The 26,150-nt window shown below is 26.1% G+C and carries 28 protein-coding genes and 1 other annotated feature; of the genes, 20 read left to right on the top strand and 8 right to left on the bottom strand.

What is annotated here, in order from left to right:
- Positions 1–21: 21 nt before the first annotated feature.
- The 8 genes from ACYQ1T_RS01190 (at position 22) to ACYQ1T_RS01155 (ending at position 5,779) form a co-directional block, all read left to right on the top strand.
- Positions 22–888: a DMT family transporter gene (locus ACYQ1T_RS01190; protein WP_459830940.1), complete on the top strand. Its 867-nt coding sequence runs from the start codon at positions 22–24 to the stop codon at positions 886–888.
- Between the two features lie 62 nt (positions 889–950).
- Positions 951–1,817, top strand: coding sequence for a tRNA 2-thiocytidine biosynthesis TtcA family protein (locus ACYQ1T_RS01185; RefSeq protein WP_459830938.1), 867 nt, complete (start codon positions 951–953; stop codon positions 1,815–1,817).
- Between the two features lie 453 nt (positions 1,818–2,270).
- Complete coding sequence (locus ACYQ1T_RS01180; RefSeq protein ID WP_459830937.1) at positions 2,271–2,459, top strand: DUF4250 domain-containing protein; 189 nt, start codon at positions 2,271–2,273, stop codon at positions 2,457–2,459.
- 217 nt (positions 2,460–2,676) lie between these two features.
- A complete protein-coding gene (locus ACYQ1T_RS01175) occupies positions 2,677–2,883 on the top strand; it encodes a hypothetical protein (protein ID WP_459830936.1) in 207 nt (68 codons plus the stop codon).
- Between the two features lie 29 nt (positions 2,884–2,912).
- Positions 2,913–3,107: a hypothetical protein gene (locus tag ACYQ1T_RS01170; protein WP_459830935.1), complete on the top strand. Its 195-nt coding sequence runs from the start codon at positions 2,913–2,915 to the stop codon at positions 3,105–3,107.
- Positions 3,064–3,372, top strand: coding sequence for an EAL domain-containing protein (locus tag ACYQ1T_RS01165; protein ID WP_459830933.1), 309 nt, complete (start codon positions 3,064–3,066; stop codon positions 3,370–3,372). The genes ACYQ1T_RS01170 and ACYQ1T_RS01165 overlap by 44 nt, the downstream gene beginning before the upstream one ends.
- 96 nt (positions 3,373–3,468) lie before the next feature.
- A complete protein-coding gene (locus tag ACYQ1T_RS01160) occupies positions 3,469–4,854 on the top strand; it encodes an MATE family efflux transporter (RefSeq protein WP_459830932.1) in 1,386 nt (461 codons plus the stop codon).
- Between the two features lie 22 nt (positions 4,855–4,876).
- Positions 4,877–5,115 (top strand) — a binding site (T-box leader).
- A 133-nt stretch (positions 5,116–5,248) separates the two neighbouring features.
- On the top strand, positions 5,249–5,779 hold the full coding sequence (locus ACYQ1T_RS01155) for a tryptophan transporter (protein ID WP_459830930.1): 531 nt from the start codon (positions 5,249–5,251) through the stop codon (positions 5,777–5,779).
- A 22-nt stretch (positions 5,780–5,801) separates the two neighbouring features.
- On the opposite strand, the gene ACYQ1T_RS01150 is transcribed toward ACYQ1T_RS01155, so the two are convergent.
- The gene (locus tag ACYQ1T_RS01150) at positions 5,802–6,542 is read right to left on the bottom strand and encodes a polysaccharide deacetylase family protein (RefSeq protein WP_459830929.1); all 741 of its coding nucleotides are present in this window, start codon (positions 6,540–6,542) and stop codon (positions 5,802–5,804) included.
- A gap of 353 nt (positions 6,543–6,895) precedes the next feature.
- Here ACYQ1T_RS01150 and ACYQ1T_RS01145 point away from each other — a divergent pair, with 353 nt between their 5' ends.
- From ACYQ1T_RS01145 to dut, 7 genes are all read left to right on the top strand, one after another.
- A complete protein-coding gene (locus tag ACYQ1T_RS01145; protein ID WP_459830927.1) occupies positions 6,896–8,179 on the top strand; it encodes a uracil-xanthine permease family protein in 1,284 nt (427 codons plus the stop codon).
- A gap of 133 nt (positions 8,180–8,312) precedes the next feature.
- Positions 8,313–10,547 carry a sensor domain-containing protein gene (locus ACYQ1T_RS01140; protein WP_459830926.1) on the top strand — a complete coding sequence of 745 codons (2,235 nt, stop codon included), beginning with the start codon at positions 8,313–8,315 and terminating at the stop codon, positions 10,545–10,547.
- Positions 10,548–10,659: 112 nt separating this feature from the next.
- On the top strand, positions 10,660–11,328 hold the full coding sequence (locus ACYQ1T_RS01135; protein WP_459830924.1) for a hypothetical protein: 669 nt from the start codon (positions 10,660–10,662) through the stop codon (positions 11,326–11,328).
- Positions 11,329–11,723: 395 nt separating this feature from the next.
- Complete coding sequence (locus ACYQ1T_RS01130) at positions 11,724–12,095, top strand: hypothetical protein (RefSeq protein ID WP_459830922.1); 372 nt, start codon at positions 11,724–11,726, stop codon at positions 12,093–12,095.
- Between the two features lie 28 nt (positions 12,096–12,123).
- Positions 12,124–12,966, top strand: coding sequence for a hypothetical protein (locus ACYQ1T_RS01125; protein WP_459830921.1), 843 nt, complete (start codon positions 12,124–12,126; stop codon positions 12,964–12,966).
- Positions 12,967–13,055: 89 nt separating this feature from the next.
- Positions 13,056–13,772: a prealbumin-like fold domain-containing protein gene (locus ACYQ1T_RS01120; protein ID WP_459830920.1), complete on the top strand. Its 717-nt coding sequence runs from the start codon at positions 13,056–13,058 to the stop codon at positions 13,770–13,772.
- A gap of 114 nt (positions 13,773–13,886) precedes the next feature.
- Complete coding sequence (gene dut, locus ACYQ1T_RS01115; protein ID WP_459830918.1) at positions 13,887–14,327, top strand: dUTP diphosphatase; 441 nt, start codon at positions 13,887–13,889, stop codon at positions 14,325–14,327.
- Between the two features lie 47 nt (positions 14,328–14,374).
- On the opposite strand, the gene ACYQ1T_RS01110 is transcribed toward dut, so the two are convergent.
- The 3 genes from ACYQ1T_RS01110 to ACYQ1T_RS01100 all read right to left on the bottom strand — a co-directional run bounded on the left by ACYQ1T_RS01110 (position 14,375) and on the right by ACYQ1T_RS01100 (position 17,766).
- Positions 14,375–16,297 (bottom strand): ABC-F family ATP-binding cassette domain-containing protein, encoded by a 1,923-nt coding sequence (locus ACYQ1T_RS01110; RefSeq protein ID WP_459830917.1) that lies wholly within the window; start codon positions 16,295–16,297, stop codon positions 14,375–14,377.
- Positions 16,298–16,476: 179 nt separating this feature from the next.
- Positions 16,477–17,094: a DUF4397 domain-containing protein gene (locus ACYQ1T_RS01105; protein WP_459830915.1), complete on the bottom strand. Its 618-nt coding sequence runs from the start codon at positions 17,092–17,094 to the stop codon at positions 16,477–16,479.
- Positions 17,095–17,103: 9 nt separating this feature from the next.
- Positions 17,104–17,766, bottom strand: a complete 663-nt coding sequence (locus tag ACYQ1T_RS01100) for a hypothetical protein (protein ID WP_459830913.1) — start codon at positions 17,764–17,766, stop codon at positions 17,104–17,106.
- Between the two features lie 170 nt (positions 17,767–17,936).
- Here ACYQ1T_RS01100 and ACYQ1T_RS01095 point away from each other — a divergent pair, with 170 nt between their 5' ends.
- Positions 17,937–19,232, top strand: a complete 1,296-nt coding sequence (locus ACYQ1T_RS01095; protein ID WP_459830912.1) for an aminotransferase class V-fold PLP-dependent enzyme — start codon at positions 17,937–17,939, stop codon at positions 19,230–19,232.
- A 47-nt stretch (positions 19,233–19,279) separates the two neighbouring features.
- Here ACYQ1T_RS01095 and ACYQ1T_RS01090 read toward each other — a convergent pair whose 3' ends face one another.
- Positions 19,280–20,497, bottom strand: a complete 1,218-nt coding sequence (locus ACYQ1T_RS01090; RefSeq protein WP_459830910.1) for a 6-phosphofructokinase — start codon at positions 20,495–20,497, stop codon at positions 19,280–19,282.
- A gap of 186 nt (positions 20,498–20,683) precedes the next feature.
- Between ACYQ1T_RS01090 and ACYQ1T_RS01085 the strand changes: the two genes are divergently transcribed.
- Together ACYQ1T_RS01085 and ACYQ1T_RS01080 are read left to right on the top strand one after the other, a co-directional pair.
- Entirely contained in the window at positions 20,684–21,241 is a 558-nt protein-coding gene (locus ACYQ1T_RS01085; RefSeq protein ID WP_459830908.1) for a manganese efflux pump MntP, read from the top strand.
- A 65-nt stretch (positions 21,242–21,306) separates the two neighbouring features.
- Complete coding sequence (locus ACYQ1T_RS01080; RefSeq protein ID WP_459830907.1) at positions 21,307–21,723, top strand: Fur family transcriptional regulator; 417 nt, start codon at positions 21,307–21,309, stop codon at positions 21,721–21,723.
- A gap of 34 nt (positions 21,724–21,757) precedes the next feature.
- On the opposite strand, the gene ACYQ1T_RS01075 is transcribed toward ACYQ1T_RS01080, so the two are convergent.
- The 3 genes from ACYQ1T_RS01075 to ACYQ1T_RS01065 form a co-directional block, all read right to left on the bottom strand.
- Positions 21,758–22,549 (bottom strand): metal ABC transporter permease, encoded by a 792-nt coding sequence (locus ACYQ1T_RS01075; RefSeq protein WP_459830905.1) that lies wholly within the window; start codon positions 22,547–22,549, stop codon positions 21,758–21,760.
- 40 nt (positions 22,550–22,589) lie between these two features.
- On the bottom strand, positions 22,590–23,261 hold the full coding sequence (locus ACYQ1T_RS01070; RefSeq protein ID WP_459830903.1) for a metal ABC transporter ATP-binding protein: 672 nt from the start codon (positions 23,259–23,261) through the stop codon (positions 22,590–22,592).
- Positions 23,262–23,323: 62 nt separating this feature from the next.
- Positions 23,324–23,728 carry a hypothetical protein gene (locus tag ACYQ1T_RS01065; protein ID WP_459830901.1) on the bottom strand — a complete coding sequence of 135 codons (405 nt, stop codon included), beginning with the start codon at positions 23,726–23,728 and terminating at the stop codon, positions 23,324–23,326.
- A gap of 178 nt (positions 23,729–23,906) precedes the next feature.
- Between ACYQ1T_RS01065 and ACYQ1T_RS01060 the strand changes: the two genes are divergently transcribed.
- Entirely contained in the window at positions 23,907–24,305 is a 399-nt protein-coding gene (locus ACYQ1T_RS01060) for a DUF6762 family protein (protein WP_459830899.1), read from the top strand.
- Positions 24,306–24,339: 34 nt separating this feature from the next.
- Entirely contained in the window at positions 24,340–26,139 is a 1,800-nt protein-coding gene (pepF, locus tag ACYQ1T_RS01055) for an oligoendopeptidase F (RefSeq protein WP_459830898.1), read from the top strand.
- Positions 26,140–26,150 lie beyond the last annotated feature (11 nt).

Below are 26,150 nucleotides of genomic sequence, written 5' to 3'. Positions count from 1 at the left end.
ATCATCAAGGGGGATAACAATTTGAAAAATTATAAAGGAATAATATACGCAATAATATCATCAGCTGCTTTTGGACTTATGCCTATTTTTGCAAAGGTAGCTTATGAAAATGAATCAAATCCTACTACTGTATTAATATTTAGATTTTTTATAGCTACAACATTATTATTTTTATACTTAAAATATAAAAAAGTAGAGATGAAAGTTAGTAAGGAACAAGTAAAGATATTACTTTTAATTGGATTTTTTGGATATACAATAACTACTGAAACTTTATTTATGTCATATGATTATTTAGGAGCAGGTCTTGCAACAACGCTACATTTTATATATCCTGCAATTGTTTGTATAATTGGATTCGTAGTTTTTAAAGAAAAAATGAGTAAAAGTAAGGTTATTTCATTATTGCTAGCTATAATAGGAGTATATGCATTAATTGCATTTGAAAATCAAGTTCTAAATATAATAGGGGTTATTCTTGCAATTTTTTCAGGAATAACATATGGATTAGTTATAATATCATTTGGATTAAAATCTATTAAGGGCTTAGATAACAGAGTAACAACTATGTATGTAACATTAGGAGCTGGAGTAGGAATGCTTTTATATGGATTATTTACAAATGATATTTTATTAAATATCAACCTAGAAAATTCATTATCATATATAGGAATTGCAGTAATATCTACAATACTTTCAATGATACTTTTACTTAAATCTATAGAGATAATAGGTACTTCTTCATCTTCAATACTTGGAACTTTTGAGCCTATTGTAAGCATAATATTAGGAGTGATATTATTTGGTGAAGAGTTAACATTAGCCCTGGCTATAGGGACTTTATGTATATTATCATCCACTATTATACTGGCAAAAGGGAAGAAATAAAGACATAAGTTATAAAAGGTGTTATAATTGAAAAAAAGATTTATTAAATTAGAGGTGAAAATATGAGTAGCATATCAGGAAAAGGTTGTGAAAGACTTATTCCAAGTGAAGAAAAAAAATCATTACAAGAAATAGAACGTAGTCTTGTTAAAACATATAGAAAACACATATGGTCTAAATTTGTTAAAGCTGTTAAAGATTATAACTTAGTAGAAGAAGGAGATAAAATAGCTGTTGCTATATCAGGTGGGAAAGATTCCTTATTATTAGCAAAATGCTTTCAAGAATTAAAAAGACATGGGCAAATGAATTTTGAATTAGAATTTATTGCTATGGATCCAGGATATCATCCTCAAATAAAAGAATTGCTTATAGAAAACTGTAATCACTTAGGAATTCCAGTACATATTTATGAAGGTAAGGTATTTGAAGTTGTTGATAAAATGGCAAAGGATTATCCATGCTATCTTTGTGCAAGAATGAGAAGAGGGTCTTTATATAATAAAGCTAAGGAGCTTGGATGCAATAAGCTTGCACTAGGACATCATTATAATGATGTAATAGAAACAACACTTTTAAATGTTTTATATGCAGGAAACTTTAAAACAATGCTTCCAAAATTAAAATCTAAAAATTTTGAGAATATGGAGTTAATAAGACCACTTTATTATATAGAGGAAGATTATATAAAAAGATTTACAAGTAATGCAGGAATATGGCCACTAAATTGTGCATGCATGGTTGCTGCAGAAAAAATAGGTAATAAAAGATATGAAATAAAGGATTTAATAAAAGAACTTAAAAAGAATTTTGATGGGGTTGAAAAATCAATCTTTAAATCAGCTGAAAATGTTAGTATGGATTCAATATTAGGGTGGGAAAAAGATGGTAAAAAAATAAAGTATTTAGATATATATGATGAAGAATAGTTTTTGAAGTTACATTTAAATTCCAAATTTGTATTTAATATTTGGAATAATAAAATCTCCTAGATATATACTAAGTGTATATAAATGGAGGTGAAATTTTATGGCTAAAAAGGGACAGCAAGCTACTTGGGAGAAGAAAAGATATGAATCTCCGAAAAAAAGTGAAGCAGCAAAGGTACCAGAAGTTAATGATAAAGGTAAAAATTAAAAAGAACTCATTAGAGTTCTTTTTTTGTTTTATATTAATATAAATTAATTATATACTGAAAAATAAAAATATTTAATTAATAGAAATAAAGTAGTATAAATACACTTTTTTTATTATCGACTTTATGGTATATTTTAGTTAGATAAAAGATTATTATTTATATGATAAAATAAGAGAAATGAATAACTATATAATATGAGGATAATATAAAATTATAAGAAAAATAATTTTATAAAGGAGGAAATATGGATAGGGATAGCATTATGGCCATGGATCCTAATATTTTAGTAAGTGTTATTAACATGAAACTAAGAGATTTTTATCCTAACTTAAAGGGATTTTGCGAAGAATTTGGCGTTTCAGAAAATGAGTTGAAAAATAAGCTTAGTAAAGCTGGATATGAATATGTTATAGAACAAAATCAATTTAAATAAATTTAAAGGGAGGGTAAATCATGAAGGTTAAAAAAGCAGGAAAATTAGCGTTACTTATTGCAGCATCAACAGCTTTAGTTGCAACATTAATAAATGATAAGAAAGTAAAAAGTGATAAATAGAAAAGTTTGGTTATAATAGTTAATAGATAGTTAAATATAAAAACATATTTAGAAAAGGACTTTTTATTTTAATAGATATAGAAGAAGATTTAGTTGTGTTATATGGAAATAATAAAGATATTTTAAGTATAGAAGAAAAAATTATTTCTATTACTTTTAGTGAATGTAGGAAATATGTACACAATGACTATAAATTATACATAATTAAACTTATAGATAGTTATATTGATAATAATATAGAGGAAATAGAAATTAAAATAGTTGACGAAGAAAAAAGAGAAATGGATAAGCATAAAAGGTAGAGGAAAGCGTAATAAATATAAAGAGTTAATTGGATTTTGAGTCGTTTCTAAAGAACTGTGATGCAGCAATGGATATAGCAAAAAGTAATGGTAAAAGTCAATATCAAATATTTAATTATAATATCTCCTACGAGTTAAATAAAATATATTCAATTCAAAAAGGACTTAGAACAGCATTAGATGACTTTGGAACTGTATATTCTTCATTTAAATCATTTAACTAGATTACCCATAGATGTATTAAAAATAGATAGAAGTTTTGTAAGTGATATGGCTGATAATGATAAGAGTAGATACATAGTAGAAAATATAACACAATTATCACATAAGTTAGGTATATCAGTAGTTGCTGAAGGGGTAGGGGTTAAAGAACAAGTTGATTATTTAAAAAGTGTATATTGTGATACCGTCCAAGGATATTATTATAGCAAACCAGATTCATTTGAAAATGTAATTAGTATGTTAAATAGAGAGTTATATAATTTCTAAGAGAACTAACAAAGTTATTTGTAGTTCTTTATTTTTGTTTAGAAATAATATATAATTTAAATTTGATTATTTATTATGATAATTAAGGAGGGTGTTATGAAAAAAAGAGTTGATTTAGTTTCAGGAAATATATTTAGTACTTTATTTAAACTATCCCTTCCTATTTTGGGAACGTCATTTATACAAATGGCATATAACATGATAGACATGATTTGGATAGGAAGAGTTGGAAGTGAGGCAGTTGCGGCAGTTGGAACAGCAGGTTTTTTTACTTGGTTTGGAAGTTCTTTAGTGTTTATATCAAAGGTTGGGGCTGAAATTGGAGTAGCACAAGCTAGCGGAAGAAATGATTTAAAAGAAAAAAATAAGTTTATATATAATAGTTTATTTATTAATGTAGTAATAGCATTAGCATATACAATTATATTAATAATATTTAGAAGAGAAATAATAGGATTTTTTAATCTTGGGGATGAAAACATAATAAATATGTCAATAGAATATTTAATTATAGTTTCTATAGGTATGATATTTATGTTCTTGCCACCTTTATTTACAGGGATTTTTAATGCTTCAGGAAATAGTAAAACGCCATTTATAATAAATACAGTAGGATTAGTATTTAATATTGTATTTGATCCAATTTTAATTTTTGGATTTGGAAAATTACCGGCTTTAGGCGTTTCAGGAGCTGCAATAGCAACTGTTTTAGCACAAGCTATAGTAACATTAATATTTATAGTAGCATTTATAAGAAATGGATATAATTTAAAATTTGAAAATAAAAAGTATATAGATAAAATATATATAAACAAAATATGTAAACTAGGGATACCAGCAGCTTTACAAAATGGGTTATTTTCAGTATTTGCTATGCTAATAGGAAGAGTGGTAGCAAGTTTTGGTGCCGTTTCAATAGCAGTTCAAAAAGTAGGTTCTCAAATAGAAGCTATATCATGGATGACAGCAGGTGGTTTAGGGGCAGCATTAACATCATTTATTGGACAAAATTATGGAGCTAATAAATGGGATAGAATATATAAAGGCTTTAAAGTTACTATGATAATGGCAATTATAGTAGGTATATTTGCAACTATATTACTTGTATTTTCAGGTGAAAGAATATTTGCATTATTTATTCCAGAGGAAGAGGCAATAATGCAAGGAGCAATATATTTAAAGATATTAGGGTATTCTCAATTATTTATGTGTTTAGAAATAACAACAGCAGGTGCTTTTTCAGGTTTGGGAGATACTATTACACCATCATGGGTAAGTATTATATTTACAGGTATAAGAGTACCACTTTGTGTACTTCTTTCAAGAATAGACTTACTAGGTATAAATGGAATTTGGTGGTCTATAAGTGCTACAAGTATGATAAAAGGAGTGCTGTTATTGGTTTTATTCATATTTATGGTTATACTTCCAAATAGAGATAAATTTTATAAAAGTATTGACAAAATAGATGAAGTTTCATAATATATAATTAAAGTAATAATTAATAAATCCTTTGATGAGGGATAGTAGCTATTATGTAAGGTTTAAGAGAGCCGAAGGTGGTGTGATTTCGGTACTGTAGCAAATAGTGAATGGGCCTCTGAGGTGTGATACGAAATCTTTATTAGATATTAGTTGATCCGTATGTCCCACGATATAGGGAATAGGGTATGGTAGTACCTGAAAATGAGAGGCTTTTTATAAGCAATTTAGGTGGCAACGCGGATTATATCCGTCCTATATATTTATATAGGACGGATTTTTTATATTTAAAAATAATTTAATAGATTATTAGGGATAAAGGGGTTGATAAAAATGGTATGAAATGAATGGTGGATTAAAGTATAAATAGTTGAAATTCAAGGAGGAAAAGAAAATGAATAGAAATGTTAATACAAAAAAAATGATATTAAATGCAATATTAATAGGAATAGGAGCATTATTACATCAAATTACACCAGCTTTAGGATTACCAATGCAGCCAGACTTTGCACTTGCTATGTTATTTATAATAATTATAATAAATGATGATTATAAGACAAGCCTTTTATCGGGAATAATAATTGGAATTTTCACAGCATTAACTACTAAGTTTCCAGGAGGTCAGTTGCCAAATATTATAGATAAAGTAGTAACTGCAAATATTATTTATTTAATACTTTTACCTTTTAAAAATAAAGTTAGTAATAACGTAAAAATAATATTATCACTTTTGTTTGGAACATTGATAAGTGGTTTAGTGTTTTTAGCATCGGCACAAATAATAGTAGGATTACCAGGAGAATTTATGAGTCTAGTAAAATTAGTTGTAATTCCTGCAATAATAATGAATTTAATTCTAGGTACAATTTTATATAAAGCTGTAGAAGTAGCCTTTAAAGCTACAGGAACAAAAATAAGATATTAAAAAAGGTGGTATAAACCACCTTTTATTTTTTCATAACCTTATATAATTCTGGTGTTGACTCATCAATTGCTTTAAAGGTATATCCTTCATCTTTATAATGTTTAATAATTCCAGGTAATGCGGCAGCGGATGTTTTGTTTGCATATGAACAGTGCATTAAAATTACTACAGAAGTATTATCTTTTTTATGATTACAAGCATTACGCAAAATACTATCTGGTGATGCATGAGGATTTGCTCCATCACCGCTATCAGTATTCCAATCATATATTTTAAGATTATTTGCATGTATTTCATCAATTAAAGATTGAGATAATTTATATGTATTATTATTACAACCAAATGGAAATCTTAAAATATTATATCTTTCTCCTGTAACAGTGTAAAGCACATCTTGAGCTTGTAGCATTTCTTTTAAAAAGCCTTCATCTCCGTGATATAATTTATTTCTACTATGAGAAAAACTATGAAGCCCAATACTATGCCCCTCATTTTTCATTCTTAATATAGTTTCTTCTTGACCTTTAATTTGACATCCAATAACAAAGAAAGTAGCAGGTACATTTTCCTTTTTTAATGTATCTAGAATTTGAAGAGTAGTTTTTCCACCAGGACCATCATCGAATGTAAGATATACAACTTTTTCAACTTTATTATTATCTATTTCATCATTACTTCTAAGTGCTTTAGGTGCAAAAGAGAATGATAAAATTAAAGCAATACTTAGTGATACAATAGATAAAATTATTTTTTTGTTTTTCATATATAAGCCTCCTTTAATTTATCTATAAATTTAGTATTCCTTATTTTTAAAATAATAAAATATTTATTATTTGGAAAAAATAAAATTTATATTTAAAAATAAAATTAAATTTTATCTTGCAAAAAAATAATTAAGCTGATATAATTTAGCAAAAGCAATAATAAAGTTCTTTAAATTAGTCCAGAGAGGCTGAGAAGAAGTTAAGTAATTAATAGTTTTATGAAATTTTCATGACTTCTCACAGCTTTGTGGAGAGGTCTTTTTTATTAAAATAAACCTTTTAATATTAGTCCAGAGAGGCTAAAAAGGGAGAAATTAAATTTTCTCCTTACTAAAAATAGGGAGGTCATCTAATGGCACAATATGTAGAATCAAAGGAACGTACAGAAATACAACAAGTAAAAAAAGGAATAATAAAAGGAATTTTAGGAATTCAACATTTGATAGCAATGTTTGGAGCAACTGTTTTAGTACCTATAATAACAGGATTAGATCCATCAGTAGCATTATTTTCAGCAGGGATTGGAACATTAATATTTCATCTTTGTACAAAAGGTAAGGTTCCAGTTTTCTTAGGATCATCTTTTGCTTTTATACCAGTAATTGGGGCTGTTGTAGCACAATATGGAGATTTAAGATATGCTCAAGGTGGTATGTTTGTAGCAGGATTAGTTTATGTAGCGGTATCTCTTATAATAAAAAAAATAGGTGTAGACAAAATAAGAAAAGTACTTCCAGCACAAGTAGTTGGACCTATGATAGTTGTAATAGGATTAAATCTTATACCAACTGCATTAGAAATGGCGGGACTAAATGCTGTTATAGCGAATGAAGCAGGAGCTTCTACTAAGTTAATGATCGCAGGAATAACTTTAGGTTTAGCTTTAGCTATTAAAAAGTTTGGAAAAGGGTTTTTATCACAAATATCAATTATAATTGCAGTAATTGTTGGATATACATTAAGTTTAGTGCTAGGACAAGTTGATATTTCAGCGATACAAAATGCAAGCGTTGTGGCTATTCCTAAATTTACATTACCAAAGTTTGATTTAGGAGCAATAATGATAGTGGTTCCAGTAGTTCTAGCTGTTTTCATGGAACATGTTGGAGATATTACAACAAATGGAACAGTAGTAGGAAAAAACTTTATAGAAGATCCAGGCTTAAATAGAACATTACTTGGAGATGGATTAGCGACTTTAGCAGCTTCAATGTTAGGTGGTCCAGCTAATACAACTTATGGAGAAAATACAGGAGTTTTAGCAATAACAAAAAATTATGATCCATCAATTTTAAGATTAACAGCAATTTTTGCAATAATACTTAGCTTTATAGATAAATTTGGTGCTGCAATAAGAACTATACCATCATCAGTTATGGGTGGAATAAGTATAATGTTGTTTTCAATGATAGCATTAGTTGGTGTAAAAACTGTTATAAATGAAAAAGTAAAATTCAGTATAAAAAATATAATAGTAATGAGTAGTATTATTTTTGTAGGACTTTCAGGATTATTCTTACCAAAGGCAATAGGAATAAATATTACAGAAACAGTTAGTATATCAGGATTAAGTTTAGCTGCGATAGTAGGAGTTATTGCAAACTTAATTTTAACAAAATTAATTAAAGAAAAATAATATATGCAAGTTAGGAGTCTAGTTTTACTAGGCTCTTTTTTATTTTTAATAAATAATCTGTTCTTAAAAATGGAAAAATATGATAAAATAGTGTTATGAAAAATATATATAAGGGAAGCATTGGTGAGAATTAGTGAAAAGGCCACAGTTAGTATTTAATATATTTTTAGGCATATTAGTAATAATAGCAATAGGAATAACTATATATTTTAATGATTCAATTATAATTACATTAAGTTTATTATGTGTTATCTTATTTATTAAAAATATTTATAAAAATAAGAGATACAAAAGATTATATAGAATTGCAGAAGTTAATAATAGACGTTATAAAATGGCTTTAGAAGCTTTAAATGGAGCAGTATGGGAATGGGATAATAAAAGCCAAACAGTATACATGTCTAATAGGATGAAAAGGATTTTAAAAGTTAATAAAGAAATAGAAAGTTTAAATCAGTGGTTTGATTTTTTTACAGATGATAAAGAAAAAGAAGATGCAAAATTATTTTATAAAAATATATGTGAAAAGAAAAATTTAAGTGAATTTAATATAGATCATTTTATTACTAATTCCTTAGGGGAAAGTATGGTTGTAGAAGTACAGGGAAAAGGAAAAATAAAAGATAATACTTTTTATTTATCAGGTATTATAACGGATATAACAGAAAGAAAAAAGCAAGAATTAATATTAAAAGAAAGGGAAAGAAAACATAGGCTAGTTGTAGAAGGGTCAAAAGATATAATTTTTTGCTGGGATTTACAAAGCAATAATGTAGCTTTTGATAATAAAATAATAAAGTATTTAGATTATGAAACTAAAGATGATTTAATAATTTCAAATTCTGAATGGAGCAAATATATAGTACCAAAAGATATAGAAAAATATAATTTAGAAATGCAAAGGATAGTAAATTCAAAAATAGAAAGTTATTATGAAATTGATTATAGAATAAAATGTAGAAATAATAAAATCTTATGGTTACAAAGCAAAGGAAAAAAATCTATTGATAATAATGGAAAAGAATTTATTTATGGATCATTATGTGACATAACAGATAGAAAAGAAAAAGAAATAGAAGTTAAACATTTAAGTTATTATGATGAAGTAACAGGAATGCCAAATAGAAGATATTTTATTGATTCAGTTACTGAGATAATAAAAAAAAGACAAGGAACTGATGAAAGGGTAGCTTTTATATTTATAGATTTAGACAATTTTAAATATGTAAATGATACCTATGGTCATGATGTAGGAGATGCATTATTAATAAAATTTTCAGAACTTATAAATGAATTAAGTGGAAAAGAATCGTTTATTGCAAGGTTTGGAGGAGATGAATTTATATTAGCAAAATATAATATAAAGGATAAAAATGAAGTAACAGTAATATTAGATAATATTATTAAAACTTTAAGTAAGCCAATTAATATAAATGATAAAGAGGTTTTTTGTACTTTAAGTATTGGAGTAAGTATATATCCATCAGATGGAAAGGATATAACTACATTATTAAAAAGAGCAGATATGGCAATGTACACTGCAAAGGAAAATGGAAAAAATAGATATAAGTTTTTTGATATGAGTATTTTAGAATCCTTAAATAGAGAATTTGAAATAGAAAAAGGTTTAAGATCAGCTATTATAAATAATGAAATAAACCTAGTGTATCAGCCTAAGATTAGGGTGAATTCAGAAGAAGTAATAGGATATGAGTGTTTGGCAAGATGGACAAGTAGTAAATTAGGATTTATTCCTCCAAAGGAGTTCATACCTATTGCTGAAAGTTCAAGAATAATAGTTGATATAGGAAAATATATAATTGAAGAATGTTTTAAACATTGTAAAGATCTATCTTTAAAAACTGATAAAAAATTTAAAATGGCTATTAATTTATCAGACGTTCAAATTAGAGATGAGGAAATTGTAAGATTTGTAGATAGCTGTCTAAAAAAATATAATCTTTCACCAGAGTATATAGAATTTGAAATAACTGAAAGTATAATAATGAAGTCAGTTCAAAAGAATATAGAGATATTACAAAGACTTAAAGAACTTGGAATAACTTTAGCATTAGATGATTTTGGGACAGGATATTCTTCATTGAATTATTTAAGAATTTTACCAATTGATGTATTAAAAATAGATAAAAGTTTCATAGATGGTATTAATATAGATGATAGAAGTGAACATATTATACAAAGTATAGTTGAATTATCACATTATTTTAAGCTGCTTGTTGTAGCAGAAGGGGTAGAAACTATAGAGCAATTAAAGTATTTAAAAGAAGTAAATTGTGATATTATACAAGGATATTATTATAGTAAACCAAAATTTTTTGAAGAGGCGTCAAAGATGATATTAAATTAAAGAAAATTTAAGACTGCTTGAATTATTATCTAATTAGGAAAATAAATCAAGCAGTTTTTTATAAAGTTAAATTAATATATAGGGATTTATTTTATTATGGGGATGATTGTATATGAGAATTATAAATAATAGATATATTATTGAAGATGTTATAAGCTATTATGATGATTTTTCTAATTATTTAGTAAGGGATTTAGAAGATGAAAAGGAATATTCTGTTTATATACTGGAGAATAACGTAATTAAAGAGAAAGTTAAAGAGTATTTATTAACAAAGTTTAAGACATCATATAATTTAAATTTTGAAGGTATTGTTAATTTAAAAGATAGTTTAATTGTAAAAAATATTGATGGAATAAAATTAACAGATTATAAGGTAGGATATATTACAGAGGTTTTTTTTGGAAATAGAAACTCCTATGAATATATAAAGAAAACTAGCTTTGAAGAAAAAATAGATATATTTATTAAGATATGTGAAATAGTTAATACATTAAATATTAAAGGATATAAGTTTAATAAAATAAATATTAAAGATATTTTAATTTATAAAAAAAATAATGGTGAATTAATAATAAAGTTAAATAATATATTAGAGGATGAATTTAGAAGATTAAATATAATAAAGAGATTAAAAAGTAAAGAAAATAATTTTATAGTTCATACAAGATATAGAAATAATAATTTATTAGATATTATGGACTTGTTTGAAATAATATTTAAAGAATCAGTAAAGGTAATATCAAATGAAAAGCATAATGATTTTGTAAAAAAACAATAAATCAATTTAGCAGGGGAAATATAAATTCAATTACTGAATTAATACTTCTTATAAATAAGATATTTAATAAAGAGTATAATACCTATGATATAAAAAAAATAGATTCTATATATAGTGAAATAGATATTATAGGAAGAGATTTAGAATTAAATAAAATAAAAAATTCTATTAGTGATGTTGAAGAAAATAAAATAAATTATAAGATAATTGGGTTAGTTGGGCAAAATGGTATAGGTAGGACTGAATTTTTAAAAAATATTAAAAATATAGATAAAAAAATTGTAAAAAGATATGAAGAGCATATAGAAAGATTTTCTGAAATTTCAACTAATGAAAAACTAGAATTAGATAGCATATTAAAAAATGAATTACAGGTAATAAATAGAGTTATAAAAATGTTAAGGGAACATTCCTCTAATAAATTTACAATTTTAATTATAGATGATATCGATATTAGAAATATAGTATTGAAAATATTTATAAAATATCTTTGTTTATCCAAAGGGAAACTTGAAAATATGGTTATTTTATTTAGTTATAATGAAAACATAGAGGGAGATATTTTTAAGGGGATTTTGGATTCGTTAAGAGGCATAAAAGAGTTTGAAGAATATAAAATGAGATTATTTAATGAATATAATACTCAATATATTATAGGGAAAATATTTGGAAATAAATATATAGAAATGGGATTTGCAAAGGAAGTATATAAATATACCCTAGGAAATCCATCATATATAAAATCATTTGTAAAAAAATATTTTTAAAGGTTTAGATAATGTAAGTTATAGACAAATGCTTATATTAAATAAATTAGCAGTAATTAAGTATCCAATAAATGCTGAGTTTGTAGAAAAATATATTATAAAAAATGATGTAGATAAAAGTGAATTTTTATCTCTTAAATCATTAAGAATAATTCAAGAAATAGTAGATGGGAAAATTACAATTGTAGAGTTTAAAAGATATTTGGATAAAAAAATAATATATTCTAGAATTAAAACATGCACAGTTAGAAGATTAAAAGTGGAGTTAATAGAATTAATAGAATTAGAGTGCCATACTGATAATACTTTAATAGAGGAGCTATTATATCAGTTGGAGGGAATAGAAGGTAGTGAGAAATTAGTTATTTACTATAAAAAATATGCTTCGTTTATTGAAGAAAAAACAGATATAGAAAAAGCATTATATTATTATAAAATGGCATTTACAAATTGTATTGATGTAAATGAAAATTCATTAGAATTATCATTTAAAATTAGTAAATTATATATTGATTTAAAAGAAAAAGAAGAAGTTATTATATATCTAAATAAATGTTTAGATATAGCAAAAAAACTAGGAAAACTTCAATATATAATAAATTCATATATTGCCAAAGCTTCAATAGAAGATATAAATGAAGTTGTAAAAGATTGTAATAGGATATATTTTATTGACTGGGATAATATTAATATATTAAAGGATGAAGGGAATTTACCAGATTGGAATTCAGTATGTATAGTACCAGTTTTAAAAAATGGTGAGGTAGTTGCTGTATTTTATTTTTCAGTATCTGTAAATGAAAAGGAATTTAATTTTAAAGAGTATAATTATATAAAAAACTTGTGTCAAATATCATCAATGATATTTTAATTAAAAAAGTGCTTTAAAGCACTTTTTTCTTATCACAAAATATAGATGGTTATCATATTATGTAACTATATTATATTTAGGAGGATATTATGAAAATCATGATAGAGGATCAATATTATATGGATGAAAATGGAGAAAAGTCCTATAAGAATGACAATAGTGAAAATCAGGGGATTGAATCAAAAGCTAAAAATAGTGGGCATAATGAGTCATATAGAGTAGATAATGATGAAGGTTATAATGTATTTATACAGGTAAGTGAAAGTGAAGCAGAGCCTTGTATAATTAACAATGGTAGAGATGATGAGCACATAACCCATAATTATAGTAATAATTATGAGGAAAATAATAATTTTAATACTAATAATAATTATGAAATTTTTGAAAATAATTATAATAATGAAAATGACTATACCTCTAAAGAATATAATGAAAATAACAATGAAAACTTAGAAGAAATAAATAGTGAAAAAGAAAATTGTGTTGTAGAAGAAAAAGGACATATAACTGTATTTTCAAAACTTGGAAAGAAGGATGGAGTTTCTTTAAAAGGAGCTAAAATAAATCTCTATAAAATAAATGGAGTTTCACCAAAGCTTTGCTATTCAGAAGTAACTGATGATGATGGGAAAATAGAATTTACAAATTTAGAAAATGGATGTTACAGAGTTATTGCTATTCTAGATAGAAGATTTTTTGAAAAACCTTGTTATCTTACATGGAATGAAGTAATAATAGATAATGAGAATAAAGAATCATCAGTAATTGTAATTAATAAAATAAAAGCAAATTGTTATAAACGTTAGAGGTTAAAGGTTAAGATCATAAATGAATGGTCTTAATCTTTTAAATTTATATTACAAAACTAAATAAATATGATAATATATTAATATATTTGTTAGTGCAATGGAGGAATACAAATGAACAAATTTTCATTAAAGGTAAAAAAAGTACATAAAGACGCAATAATACCAAACTTTGCCCATGAAGGAGATGCAGGATTAGATTTATATTCAGTTGAAGAAATAATTATAAATCCTAGTGAAACAGGATTTGTAAGAACTGGGATTCAAATAGAGTTACCTAAGCAAACAGAAGGACAAGTAAGACCAAGAAGTGGGTTGGCTTTAAAACATGGAATTACAGTTTTAAATACTCCAGGTACAATTGATGAAGGGTATAGAGGTGAACTAGGAATTATACTTATAAATCATGGTAAAAACCCATTTAAAGTTGAAAAGGGTATGAAAATAGCTCAGATGCTTGTTAAACCAGTATGGGCTGTTGATGTTACAGAAGTTGAAGAATTATCAGATAGTGAAAGAGGAAATGGTGGATTTGGTTCTACTGGATTAAGATAATTAAGAAAAAAGCTGAGAGTGAATTTACTCAGCTTTTTCTTATAATATTAATTTTCATTAAGTTCTTCCCAAGATTCATAAAGTTTAGAAATAGTAGATTCCAAATCTCTAATTTCTTTATTAACACGTTCGCTTTCAGATGGATTTGAATAAATTTCCTCTAAACATAGCTGTTCTTGAAGAGAAAGAAGCTCATCTTCTTTAAAAGAGATTTCATCTTCAAGTTTTTTAATTTTTAGCTTTAAAGCTTTTTCTTCTTTTTCTAATTCTTTCTTTTTCTTTTTTTCATCTTTTATTTGAGTTTTAGTTTTACCATTAGAAAGATCTTCAAGCTCTTCATATCTATTAGGATTTAGTTTTTTTTCTTGATAGTAGCTGTAATTTCCAAGGTATTCCTTAACACCATTTTCTTTAAGTTCAAGAATTCTACAAACAACTTTATTTAAAAAATATCTATCATGGGATATTACCATTAATGTACCATCATAATTAAGTAGAGAGTCTTCTAAGGCTTCTCTAGACATAATATCTAAATGGTTTGTAGGTTCATCTAAAAGTAGTAAATTAGATCTTGAAAGCATAAGTTTTAAAAGATTTATTCTACATTTTTCACCGCCGCTTAATGTATTTATTTCTTTAAACACATCATCACCTGTAAATAAAAATGATGCAAGGACACCTCTAAGCTTTGAAGTAGTTAAATTAGGAAACTGATCCCAAACCTCATCTATTATAGTTTTATTAAGATTAAGATCAGATTGTTCTTGATCATAATAACCTACATTAACATTTGTACCAAGAACTATATTACCACTATCTGAATTTAAATTATTTAGTATTATTTTAAATAAAGTGGTTTTACCTCTACCATTTTCACCTATTAAAGCAACTTTTTCACCTCTTTTTAAATCGAAGCTAAGGTCTTTAAATAAAGTATTATCACCATAACTTTTGCTTAAATTTTCTGTATGAAGAACATCATAGCCACTTTTAACAGAAGTTTCAAATTGTATCTTAGAAGCTTCCTTTTCCTTATCTGGCGTATCTAAACGATCAATTTTATCTAATGCTTTTTCTCTACTTTCAGCAGCTCTAATGCTTTTTTCACGATTAAAACTTCTAAATTTTTCTATTATTGCCTCTTGTCTTTTAATTTCAGCTTGTTGAAGATTATAAGCTTTAAGTTGAGCTTCATAATTTTTCTTTCTTTGATCAATAAATTTAGTATAAGAAACATTATAGCAATTAACATGGCCATTTATTACTTCAAAAGTATGATTTGTTACGGCATCAAGGAAAAATCTATCATGGGATATAACTAGTACAGTTCCTTTATATGATTGTAAATAAGCTTCAAGCCATTCTATTGCTTCTAAATCAAGATGATTTGTAGGCTCATCTAGCAAAATTATATCAGGATTTTTTAAAAGTAATTTACATAATGAAACTCTAGTTTTTTGTCCACCACTAAGAGTTGAAATTTCTTTATCAAAGTCATCTTCTATAAAACCAAGGCCTTTAAGAACTCTTGATATTTCAGCTTTATAAGTATATCCACCTTTATGAGAGTAAAGATCTTGAAGAGTAGTATAATCTTTTATTAATTTATTATGGTATTCAGCATTATTTTCATCATAAGGTTCATTCATTTTTTCTTCTATTTTTAAAAGTCTTTTCTCGATTTCATTAAGGTCTTTAAATACAGAAGTCATTTCTAAATAAATTGTATTCGATGTAGATAAATCTAAATGTTGAGTTAAATAACCAATAGTTCTATTTTTATCTATAAAAATTTCTCCACTATCTTGAGAAAGTTCTTTTGTAATAATTTTAAAAAGAGTTGATTTACCTTCACCATTTGCACCAATTATTCCTACTTTATCACCTTCATTAATAGAAATGTTTACTCCTTTTAAAACATCACGTATTCCATAACTTTTACATATATCTTTGCAGCTTAAAACTATCATAAATGTATCCTCCAAAAGTTTATATCTATATAAATGTAAATATAATTTCTATAAATTCAATTTTATTATACTAGAAGGGGCGGAGGTAGGCAAATAAACAAAAATAATAAAGCCTTGAAACCATAGATTTCAAGGCTTTATTATTTTATATTTATAGAATAAAGCTTTAGATATAAAAATTATTGATTTCCATCTTCTACAAGTAAATAACCCAATTGAGGACTAGCATTAAGTGATCCTATTATATATATAGTATAAAATTTTCCGTTTTTTAATGTTATGTCTTTTATATATTTAAATGTATTTGATGGTAAAAATAAAACTTTAAAGTTATATATTGCTGGAGATAAAGGATAATACCCAGTAGTTTCAACATATTCTACATTACCAAACAAAGATATATCATTAGGTAGTGATAATGTTAATAATGGGGCATTAGGTGATAAATGTATAAATCTTAAAAATGAATTAGTTATAGTTTCAGGTATATTTGCATCATTAAGAACAAAAATATCAATATCATTACCTAAAGTAATTAGTGATATTGTTGAACTAGTATTAGGTAAAAGATCTATATTTTTGGCTAATATAGGTGAATCATAGGTTCCAGAGTTGAAAATTTCAATTTTATAGCTGCCAGGTGAAATGGTTTTATAGCATGTAATTTTACTAAAGGATAAATCCTTTCCAATTAATTCTCCATTAGCATATATATCTACTTGCAGAGAACTAGGAAGGCTATGAAGAAATCTAATTTTACTTTGTAAATTAGGTAAGTTTTCTCTAAATAGAATCATTTAATCACCTCAATCTTCAGAATAGTTAAGGGTAAATTTTATAATTTTCTTTATTAACAAACATATAATTGGATAAGGAATTTTATATGCTTTTAATGTACCTATAATAAATGAATGGTTTTCTTCAATATCCCTAAAAATTTTATCTATTTTATTAGGACAGCATCCTCTTAAATCATCAAATTCGTCTAAAATAAAATCAAAATTTCTTAGTAAATTCATATGAAGAGGCTCTTGAAAAAATTCATTATCTCGTGTTTGAGTAGTATGGCAATTTGGTAAATTTGAGTTATAAGAATACAGTTCTTCAGATATAGTTTCAGAAGGGTACTCTAAAGTATAATTTTCAGAAGATTGATTAGGCGTAGTAACATTTTTATTATTCATATTTAAATTAGGTTCATTTTTATTTGAAGTATTATTTGTAACGTTATTAGGCAATGGAATAACTTCTAAGTCAGGAATATTTACTAGTCCTTTATTAAGATTTTCATATAGCATAGGGGTAGCAAAATCAGCAATAAAATTATTTGTCATATTAGTAGTAGATTGACAATTTAAATTTATAAATGGAAGCCAATTAGAATCCTTTGATGAAAAAGGTTCTTTAATATTTAATGGAATAAACTTTAAATCGTCATCTATAGCTAAATTTTTTTTAGATCTATTCATATTTCTCCTCCAAAGAATATTTTAATATAAATATATGTTTTATATTTGCATATGTTACCTTATAAAATATGTATGATTTACTAGAATTAGTACAATTTTTATCAATAGTATAAAATCTTTACTATCACCATAAAATACATAAATGAATAGGATATAGGGGAGGTAATGGCATGTATGGATTAAGAGATAATTATTTAAGAAGTTTGTTTATAGGGCTTGATTATAAAGTTCCTATATTAGGTGGGCATAAAATAGTTCCAATAAATTTTGATAATGCAGCTACCACTCCTGTTTTTAAAAGAGTTTTAGAGGAAGTAACGGAATCTTGTAACTACTATGGCTCTATAGGAAGAGGAATGGGGCAAAAATCTGAATATTGTACTAAAGTATATAATGAAAGCAGAGATTTTATACTTGATTTTTTTAATGCCCCTAAAGACAAGTACACTGTTATTTTCGTTAATAATACTACTGAAGGGATAAATAGGCTTTCTAATATATTAATAGAAAGCAAGAACGATATAGTTATAACAACTAGAATGGAGCATCATTCAAATGATTTACCATGGAGAGGAAAGTGCAATTTAAAATATATAGAAGTAGATGAAGATGGAAGATTAAAGATTGATGAATTAGAAGAAACACTTAATAGACATAGAGGTTTAGTTAAGTATGTATCCATAACAGCAGCATCAAATGTTACTGGTTATATTAATGATTTAAAAAAAATTGCAAAATTAGTTCATAAATATGGTGCTAAAATAATTGTAGATGGTGCGCAAATTGTAGCTCATAGGAAAGTGAATTTATCTGGAGAAAATAAAGGAGAGGAAATAGATTTTTTAGTATTTTCTGCTCATAAAATGTATGCACCATTTGGAAGTGGAGCAATTATAGGATTAAAAGAGAGATTTAACTCTTTAGATACTGATTTTAAAGGCGGTGGAATGGTAGAGTCAGTTTTAGATTATGAAGAAATACTTCTTGATTCACCAGAGAAAAATGAAGCCGGCAGTCCTAATTTTTTTGGAGCAGTAGCACTAGTTGAGGCCATAAAACAGCTTCAAATAATAGGATATGATAAGATAGAAAATAATGAGCATATACTACTTGAAAAGACTATTAATGGATTAAAGAGTATAAATAAAGTAATACTTTACGGGGATTGTGAAAAAATTAATGATAGATTAGGAATAGTAGTTTTTAATATAGATGGAATATATAATGCTGAGGTTGCAGAGGTTTTAGCTAAATTTAGGGCTATAGCTGTAAGGCAAGGAGCTTTTTGTGCTCATCCATATATAAAAAGACTTTTAAAGCTATCAGATGAAGAAGCTAGTAAGCATTTAATAAATCCAAACTTTAAAATGCCAGGTATGGTAAGAGCAAGTTTTGGTGTTTATAATAGCTTAGATGAGGTAGATATATTTTTAAATACTATAGAATGGATAAACAAAAATAATTAAGAAAAAAAGTCTTGGAAAAATTAATTCCAAGACTATTTTAATTATAACTATTTATTAAAAGTTTTAAACTTTGGTAAACTATTTTTAATCTTTAAATTAGGAGCTCCGAATACTAAAGGAGAGAAATATTCAAAAGCTTCTTCTTTAATATTATTTCCCTCTTTATTTATCCATTCCTTAGGGAAATACTTAACATTATTAGCAATTTTATCAGCTTCAATTAAAAAATGTGATGATTTATATGGAGAGTTTGACTCTCTCTTAATACCAACCATATAACCACTATTTCCTTCATTAGAAAATTTAAGAGCTGAATATCCTGCATCAAAGGCTTCAGTAAGATCTATATCAGAAGCACAGTGAATAGCACATCTTTGAAGAACTCCAAGTTCAAGAGATTTAACTCTAGTTGTTATACCTGAATTAATTATTAAGTTTTTTAAATATGATCCAACTCCACCTAGTTGAGCATGTCCAAAAGTATCATGAGCTTGTTTTTCAACTTCAGTTATAAATTTACCTTCAGAGTTTCTTAATCCTTCAGAAACAACTATAAATACTTTATTTTGTTTTTTAAATTTATTATTTACATCATTTAAAAACTTATCTATATCAAAAGCTACTTCAGGTAAATAGATAAAATCAGCTACGGGTTTATTATCAATTCTTGCTAAAGTTGATGATGCAGCTAGCCAACCAGTATCTCTTCCCATTGTTTCTAATATAAAGATACCATTATTTATATATACAGAAGCATCTAAATAAGTTTCAAGAGTTGAAGTTGCAATAAACTTTGCAGCACTACCAAAACCAGGTGTATGGTCTGTAAACATTAGATCGTTATCTATAGTTTTAGGAATACCAATAAATTTAATATCAAGACCAGTTTCTTTTGCATATTTTCCAAGCTTTGCAATTGTATCCATTGAATCATTTCCGCCTACATAAAAAAAGGCTTTTATATCATTAACCTTTAATAATTCCAAAAGCTTGTCATATTCTTCAGTTGACTCTTCTAATTTTTTCATTTTATATCTACAAGAACCTAGGCCAGATGATGGTGTATATCTAAAGGTTTCTATTTCATCATCACTAAAAGATGAAAGCTCTATTATATTACCAGCTAAAATACCTTGAATACCATTTAGCCCACCATATACTTTGTCATATATTCCTAAATCTTTATTTGCCTTTAATAATCCTACTACACTAGAATTTATAACCGAAGTTGGTCCACCTGATTGTGCTATTATACAATTTGCCATGAAGTTACTCTCCTTTATACTATATTACAAAATGTGATATACTTTTTAAAAATTATGTACTCTAATTAATAATATACAATAAATTTTAGAGAAATTAAAGTGTTTATTTAAAATAAAAATTCATAAATGCTACTCTTTTTAATAAAATATAAGGTAGAATTATTAAAAAGGAGTAGAAATTAGTATATGGGATTAAAAGAGGTAATTTTAATTGGAGTGGCATTAGCAATGGATGCTTTAGGATTAAGTATAAGTCTTGGAATAAATCCATCATTAAAAAGGAAAAATAAAATTGGATTTATAGTATCTTTTGCATTTTTTCAATTTTTATTTCTATTTATAGGTGGAGTATCGGGGGTGTTTTTTGATACATATATTGCAAGTATTCCAAATATAATTGGTGGGTTAATAGTAGGAGCAATTGGTGCAATAATGATAATTGATGGATTTAAAAAAGATGATAAAGATGATTCATTTTTAATAAGAAAAGCAATGTATATAATTTTAGGTGTTTCAGTTAGTATAGATGCTTTGGTTATAGGTTTTACAGCATTTCATGAAATGCAATTGATTTTACTATTATTTGTAGATTCTATTTTAATAGGTCTTATTACGCTATTAATTTGTACTACAGGATTTTTTCTTTGTAGATATGTAAGAAAGATAAACTTTATATGCAAATATGCTGACTTTTTAGGTGGAATAATATTAATTTTATTTGGAATAAAAATGATATTTTTCTAACAATACAAAAAATAATAACAATATGATATAATATTAATTAATCTAATAAACATTAGGAGAAAGATATGAATTGGGATGATTTTCTAAGAGAAAGAGGAATTAAAATTACAAAGGGAAGAAAACTTCTGTTAGATATTATTCAAGGAGCTGATAAAGGTCTTTCAGCGGAAAACCTATATGATAAATGTAGAAAACAAGGTGTAAACTTAAATCTTAGTACTATTTATAGAAGTTTAGAGTTGCTTGAAGAGAAGGAAATAATTAAAAAAGTTAATATTGGAGATGGGGCTGCTTTATATGTTCTAAAAAAATCACATCATAGTCATATGCTTCAATGTAAATTATGTAATAAGTCTGTTGAAATTCCATGTCCTATGGAGCAAATTGAAGAAATAATAAAAGCTCAAGCAGGATTCAGTTTAACAGAACATAAATTAGAGTTAAAAGGTGTTTGTGATGAATGCAAAAAAATAAAACTATAACCAAAGATATGTAAAAATAACTTTGGTTATAGTTTTATTTTTTAAATCTATCAAAAATTATTACTAATATAAGGGTGAAAACTGATGTTATTGCGATTGTTCCACCAGGGGCACTATTTATGTAATAAGAAAGTACTAAGCCTAACATAATATCAATAAATCCAAATAAAATTGAAAAAATTAATGTTGATTTAAAACTTTTCTTTAGTTGCATGGCTGTTGCAACAGGTACTATCATAATAGATGAAATTACAAGAATACCCATTATTCTAATTGACATAGAAATTGTAGCACCTACAAGTAATGTAAATATGTAGTTAATTAGCTTAACTTTTATACCAGCAGTTTTAGCACCTTCTTCATCAAAAGTAATATATACTAACTTATTATATAAAATTATTAAAGTTATTAAGCAGATAAGTCCTATTATTGATATTAAAATAATATCAGAAGTAGTTACAGTTAGAATACTACCAAATAAAAATGAATTTACTTTTGCAGAAGCTTTTCCACTACTTATTAAAATAATTGCAATTCCAAGACTAAATGTTAAAACTAAAGACATAACTAACTCTGCATATTTTTTATAATAATCTCTTAAAAATTCAATTATTAAAGCGCAAAATGATGTAAATAAGAAAGCTGTTATTATAGGGTCAATCCCTATAACTAAACCAATAGCAACACCTGCAAAGGAAGAGTGAGATAAAGTATCCCCTATCATAGAATAACGCCTAAGAACTAAAAATAATCCTATAAAAGGACATAATATAGAGATAATAAAGCTTGCCATAAAGGCATTTTGCATAAAATCTAATTGAAACATGAAATTCTACCTTTCTAAGAAGTAAAGAAAAGGATAATGCCTACATAGCATTATTAAACCTTAAATCTTTTTGTCTTATTTTATTAAATTCTTCTGTTGTAAATAAGGAAATTTTTCCATTATGTACTTTAAGTATATGTGTTGAATATTTTAAAGCAATTTCTATATTATGTTCTATAGAAATTATAGTTTTATTATTAATTCGATTTAGTTTCTCTAATATATTATAAATTTCTAATTGATTTGCTTCATCTACACCAGTAGAAGGTTCGTCTAAAATTATAACTTCAGGATTACCCATTAAAGCTCTTGCAATAAGAACTCTTTGTTGTTGCCCGCCAGAAAGGTTTCCAAGAAGTTTTTCTTTAAATTCTAGCATATTAACATTTTCTAATATGGAATTAATATTAATTTCAGAGTTTTTTAATACTTTTTTATGGCAAGTTAATACCTCATTCACAGTTATAGGAAACTGTGAATTAAATGTATCTAATTTTTGAGGTACGTAGCTTACTAAATTAGATTTAACAGTAATAGAGCCAGATGTAGGAGCTAATAGTCCTAAAATTAATTTTATTAAAGTAGTTTTGCAACTACCATTTTCACCAACTACAGAAACATAAGCTCCTTTAGGAATAGTTAGATTAATATTGTTAAGTAAATAAGGCTTTTTATTTGTATATGAAAAGCACAAGTTGTCTATGGTAATCATTAAAATCATCTCCTAATATTTCTAACTCTATTATATATGATAATGCAAATAATTTGCAACAACTACTTTTTATCAGCAATTTCATTAAGTGATGTAGTTGCATCTAGTTTCCATACACCATTTTTATCTCTTTTTAAATAAGCTTTTACTTTAGCATTTTCACGTGGCTTTTTATAAGTAAGACCATAAGCCTCTATAATTGCAGTTTCATTATCGGAAAATTCTAAATTGAACTCTTGAACCCTTAAAAGCCTATTTTCTTTTAAAGAAGAACTAGTAAAGTGATAATCAACGGCATAAGATAAATTTTTAAGCTTACCTCTTATTATAAGAGTGTAAATAGTAAAGGAAGATAAAAGAATAAGTGATATAATTATAGATGATGCTATAAAAAATCTTTTTCTTCTCTGTTTAAGTCTTTCCCTTCTTTTTATCATTAAACCTTTTTTTGAAACTTTTTTTCTCATAATATCCCTCCAAACCCTTTAACATTATATTACCATAATTTACCATTATGTAAAGGTAGTATAGAGAATTTTAGTTATATAAATTATTGATATTGCCTTATTATATGGGAAAAACATATAATAGATATATATTTTATATTAAAGAACAAAAGTAAAATTTATTTGGAGGAGATTTAATATGGATTTTTCAAGTTTAGTATTAATGGAAAAAGATAAAGAAACGGGGTTTATTACAAAAGAGTTAGGTAGTTTTGAAGTTTCAGAAGGTGCATTATATGTAAAAAAATTATTTGTTTTAGATAATACAATAAACTTATATTTTGATACAAATAAAGATGTTGAAGAATGGGAATACTCAGCTATATATGATCTTTTTAATTATGATACATTTGAGGAAAGTGGATTTTCAATTGAGGATGTTTTAGATGAATATAATCCAACATTTTTAATTAAATTTAACTACGAAGATGATTATATTATTATAAAAGAAAGATTAGATAAATGCGTAAATTTAATAGAAGAAGCTATGGAAAAAGTATTTAATGATATTAAAGGTAAAGAAGAAGAATATAACTAAGAAGGGAGGAGCCTAAATTTTTAGGCGGATTAATATGAGTGAATCAAAGGTTTTAAAGAAAAGGGAGGAAATAGAAGAAAGGTACAAATGGAAGGTTAACAAAATATTTTCTTCAGATGAAGAGTGGGAGAAAGCTTTTCAAGATTTAAAGGAAGAAGCACCAAAATTAAAAGAATTTGAGGGTAAATTAGAAGATAAGGATAATATTATAGAGTATTTAAAAAGATATGTATCAATAGGAATTAAGGCAGAAACTATTTATGTATATGCACATTTAAAATGTGATGAGGATACTTCAAATACAAAATATCAAAGTATGATGAATAAAATAGATGCATATATGGCAGAATTTGCAACATATACTGCATATTTTGTTCCAGAAGTATTAGCTTTTGATGATGGATATATAGATAAAATTATAGATAGTAATAAAGAATTAAAAATGTATAGATTTATGTTTCAAGATATATTAAAGGAAAAACCTCATATATTAAGCAAAAATGAAGAAGAACTTCTAGCAGGGGTATCAGATTGTTTGCAGGCTCCAGAAGCTATACATAATATGTTGGCAAATGCAGATATGAAGTTTGGAGATATAAATGATGAAGATGGTAAAAAAGTTGAATTAACAGAAGGAAATTACTCATCATTTATAAAAAGTAAAGATCGTAAAGTAAGAGAAGAAGCGTTTAAAGCATTATATAAAGAATATGAGAGCCTTAAAAATACTTTTGCAACAACACTTTCAAGTTCAATAAAAAATTTCAATTTTGGAGCTAAGATAAGGAAGTATGATTCAGCTTTAGAATCTTCTTTAAAACCGAATGATATTCCAGTGGAAGTATATAAAAACTCAATTAAGATAATAAATGAAAATTTGAGCTTACTTCATAGATATATTGAATTAAAGAAAAAGATGCTAGGAGTAGAGGAGATGCATATGTATGACCTATATGTTCCTGTTATAGAAATTCCAAAAGAGCATATAGACTTTGAAGATGCAGTTAAAATAACTTTAGAAGGCTTAAGGCCACTAGGAGAAGAATATTTAAATATATTTACAAATGGAATTAAAGATGGCTGGGTTGATATCTATCAAAATAAAGGAAAACGTGGTGGTGCATATTCCTGGGGGGGATATAGTACAATGCCATATGTTCTTTTAAATTATAATTATGAACTAAATGATGTCTCTACATTAGCGCATGAAATGGGCCATTCAATACATTCATATTATTCAAGAAAAGAACAGCCATATATATATGCAGGATATACATTATTTTGTGCAGAGGTAGCTTCTACTACCAATGAAGCTTTATTAATACATTATTTAATAAATAAAGAAAATGATAAAAAGAAAAAATTATACTTAATTAATCAAGAACTTGAGCAAATTAGAACAACAGTATTTAGGCAATTGATGTTTGCAGAGTTTGAATTATATACTCATGAAACTTTAGAAAGTGGAATTCCTTTAACTTCAGAGGATTATAGTAGTGCATGGCATGATTTAAATATGAAATATTTTGGTTCACATATGATAGTTGATAGGGAAATAGATATAGAGTGGGCAAGGATACCACATTTCTACTCAGATTTCTATGTATATCAATATGCAACAGGTTATGCAGCAGCTTCAGCATTTGCTAAGAGTATATTAAATGGAGAAAAAGATGCCACTGAAAAATATATTGGGTTCTTAAAAAGTGGTGGAAGTGATTATCCTATAGAAATATTAAAGAAAGCTGGAGTAGATATGACAACTTCTAAGCCACTTGAAGCTACAATGGAAAGATTTAAGCAACTTTTAGATATGTTAGAAAAGGAAATTTAGAAGAAAAAGAG

The organism is Clostridium carnis, assembly GCF_054657435.1.
The sequence above is the reverse complement of the archived record's forward strand: the minus strand, read 5'-3'. Positions and strand labels throughout refer to the sequence as shown.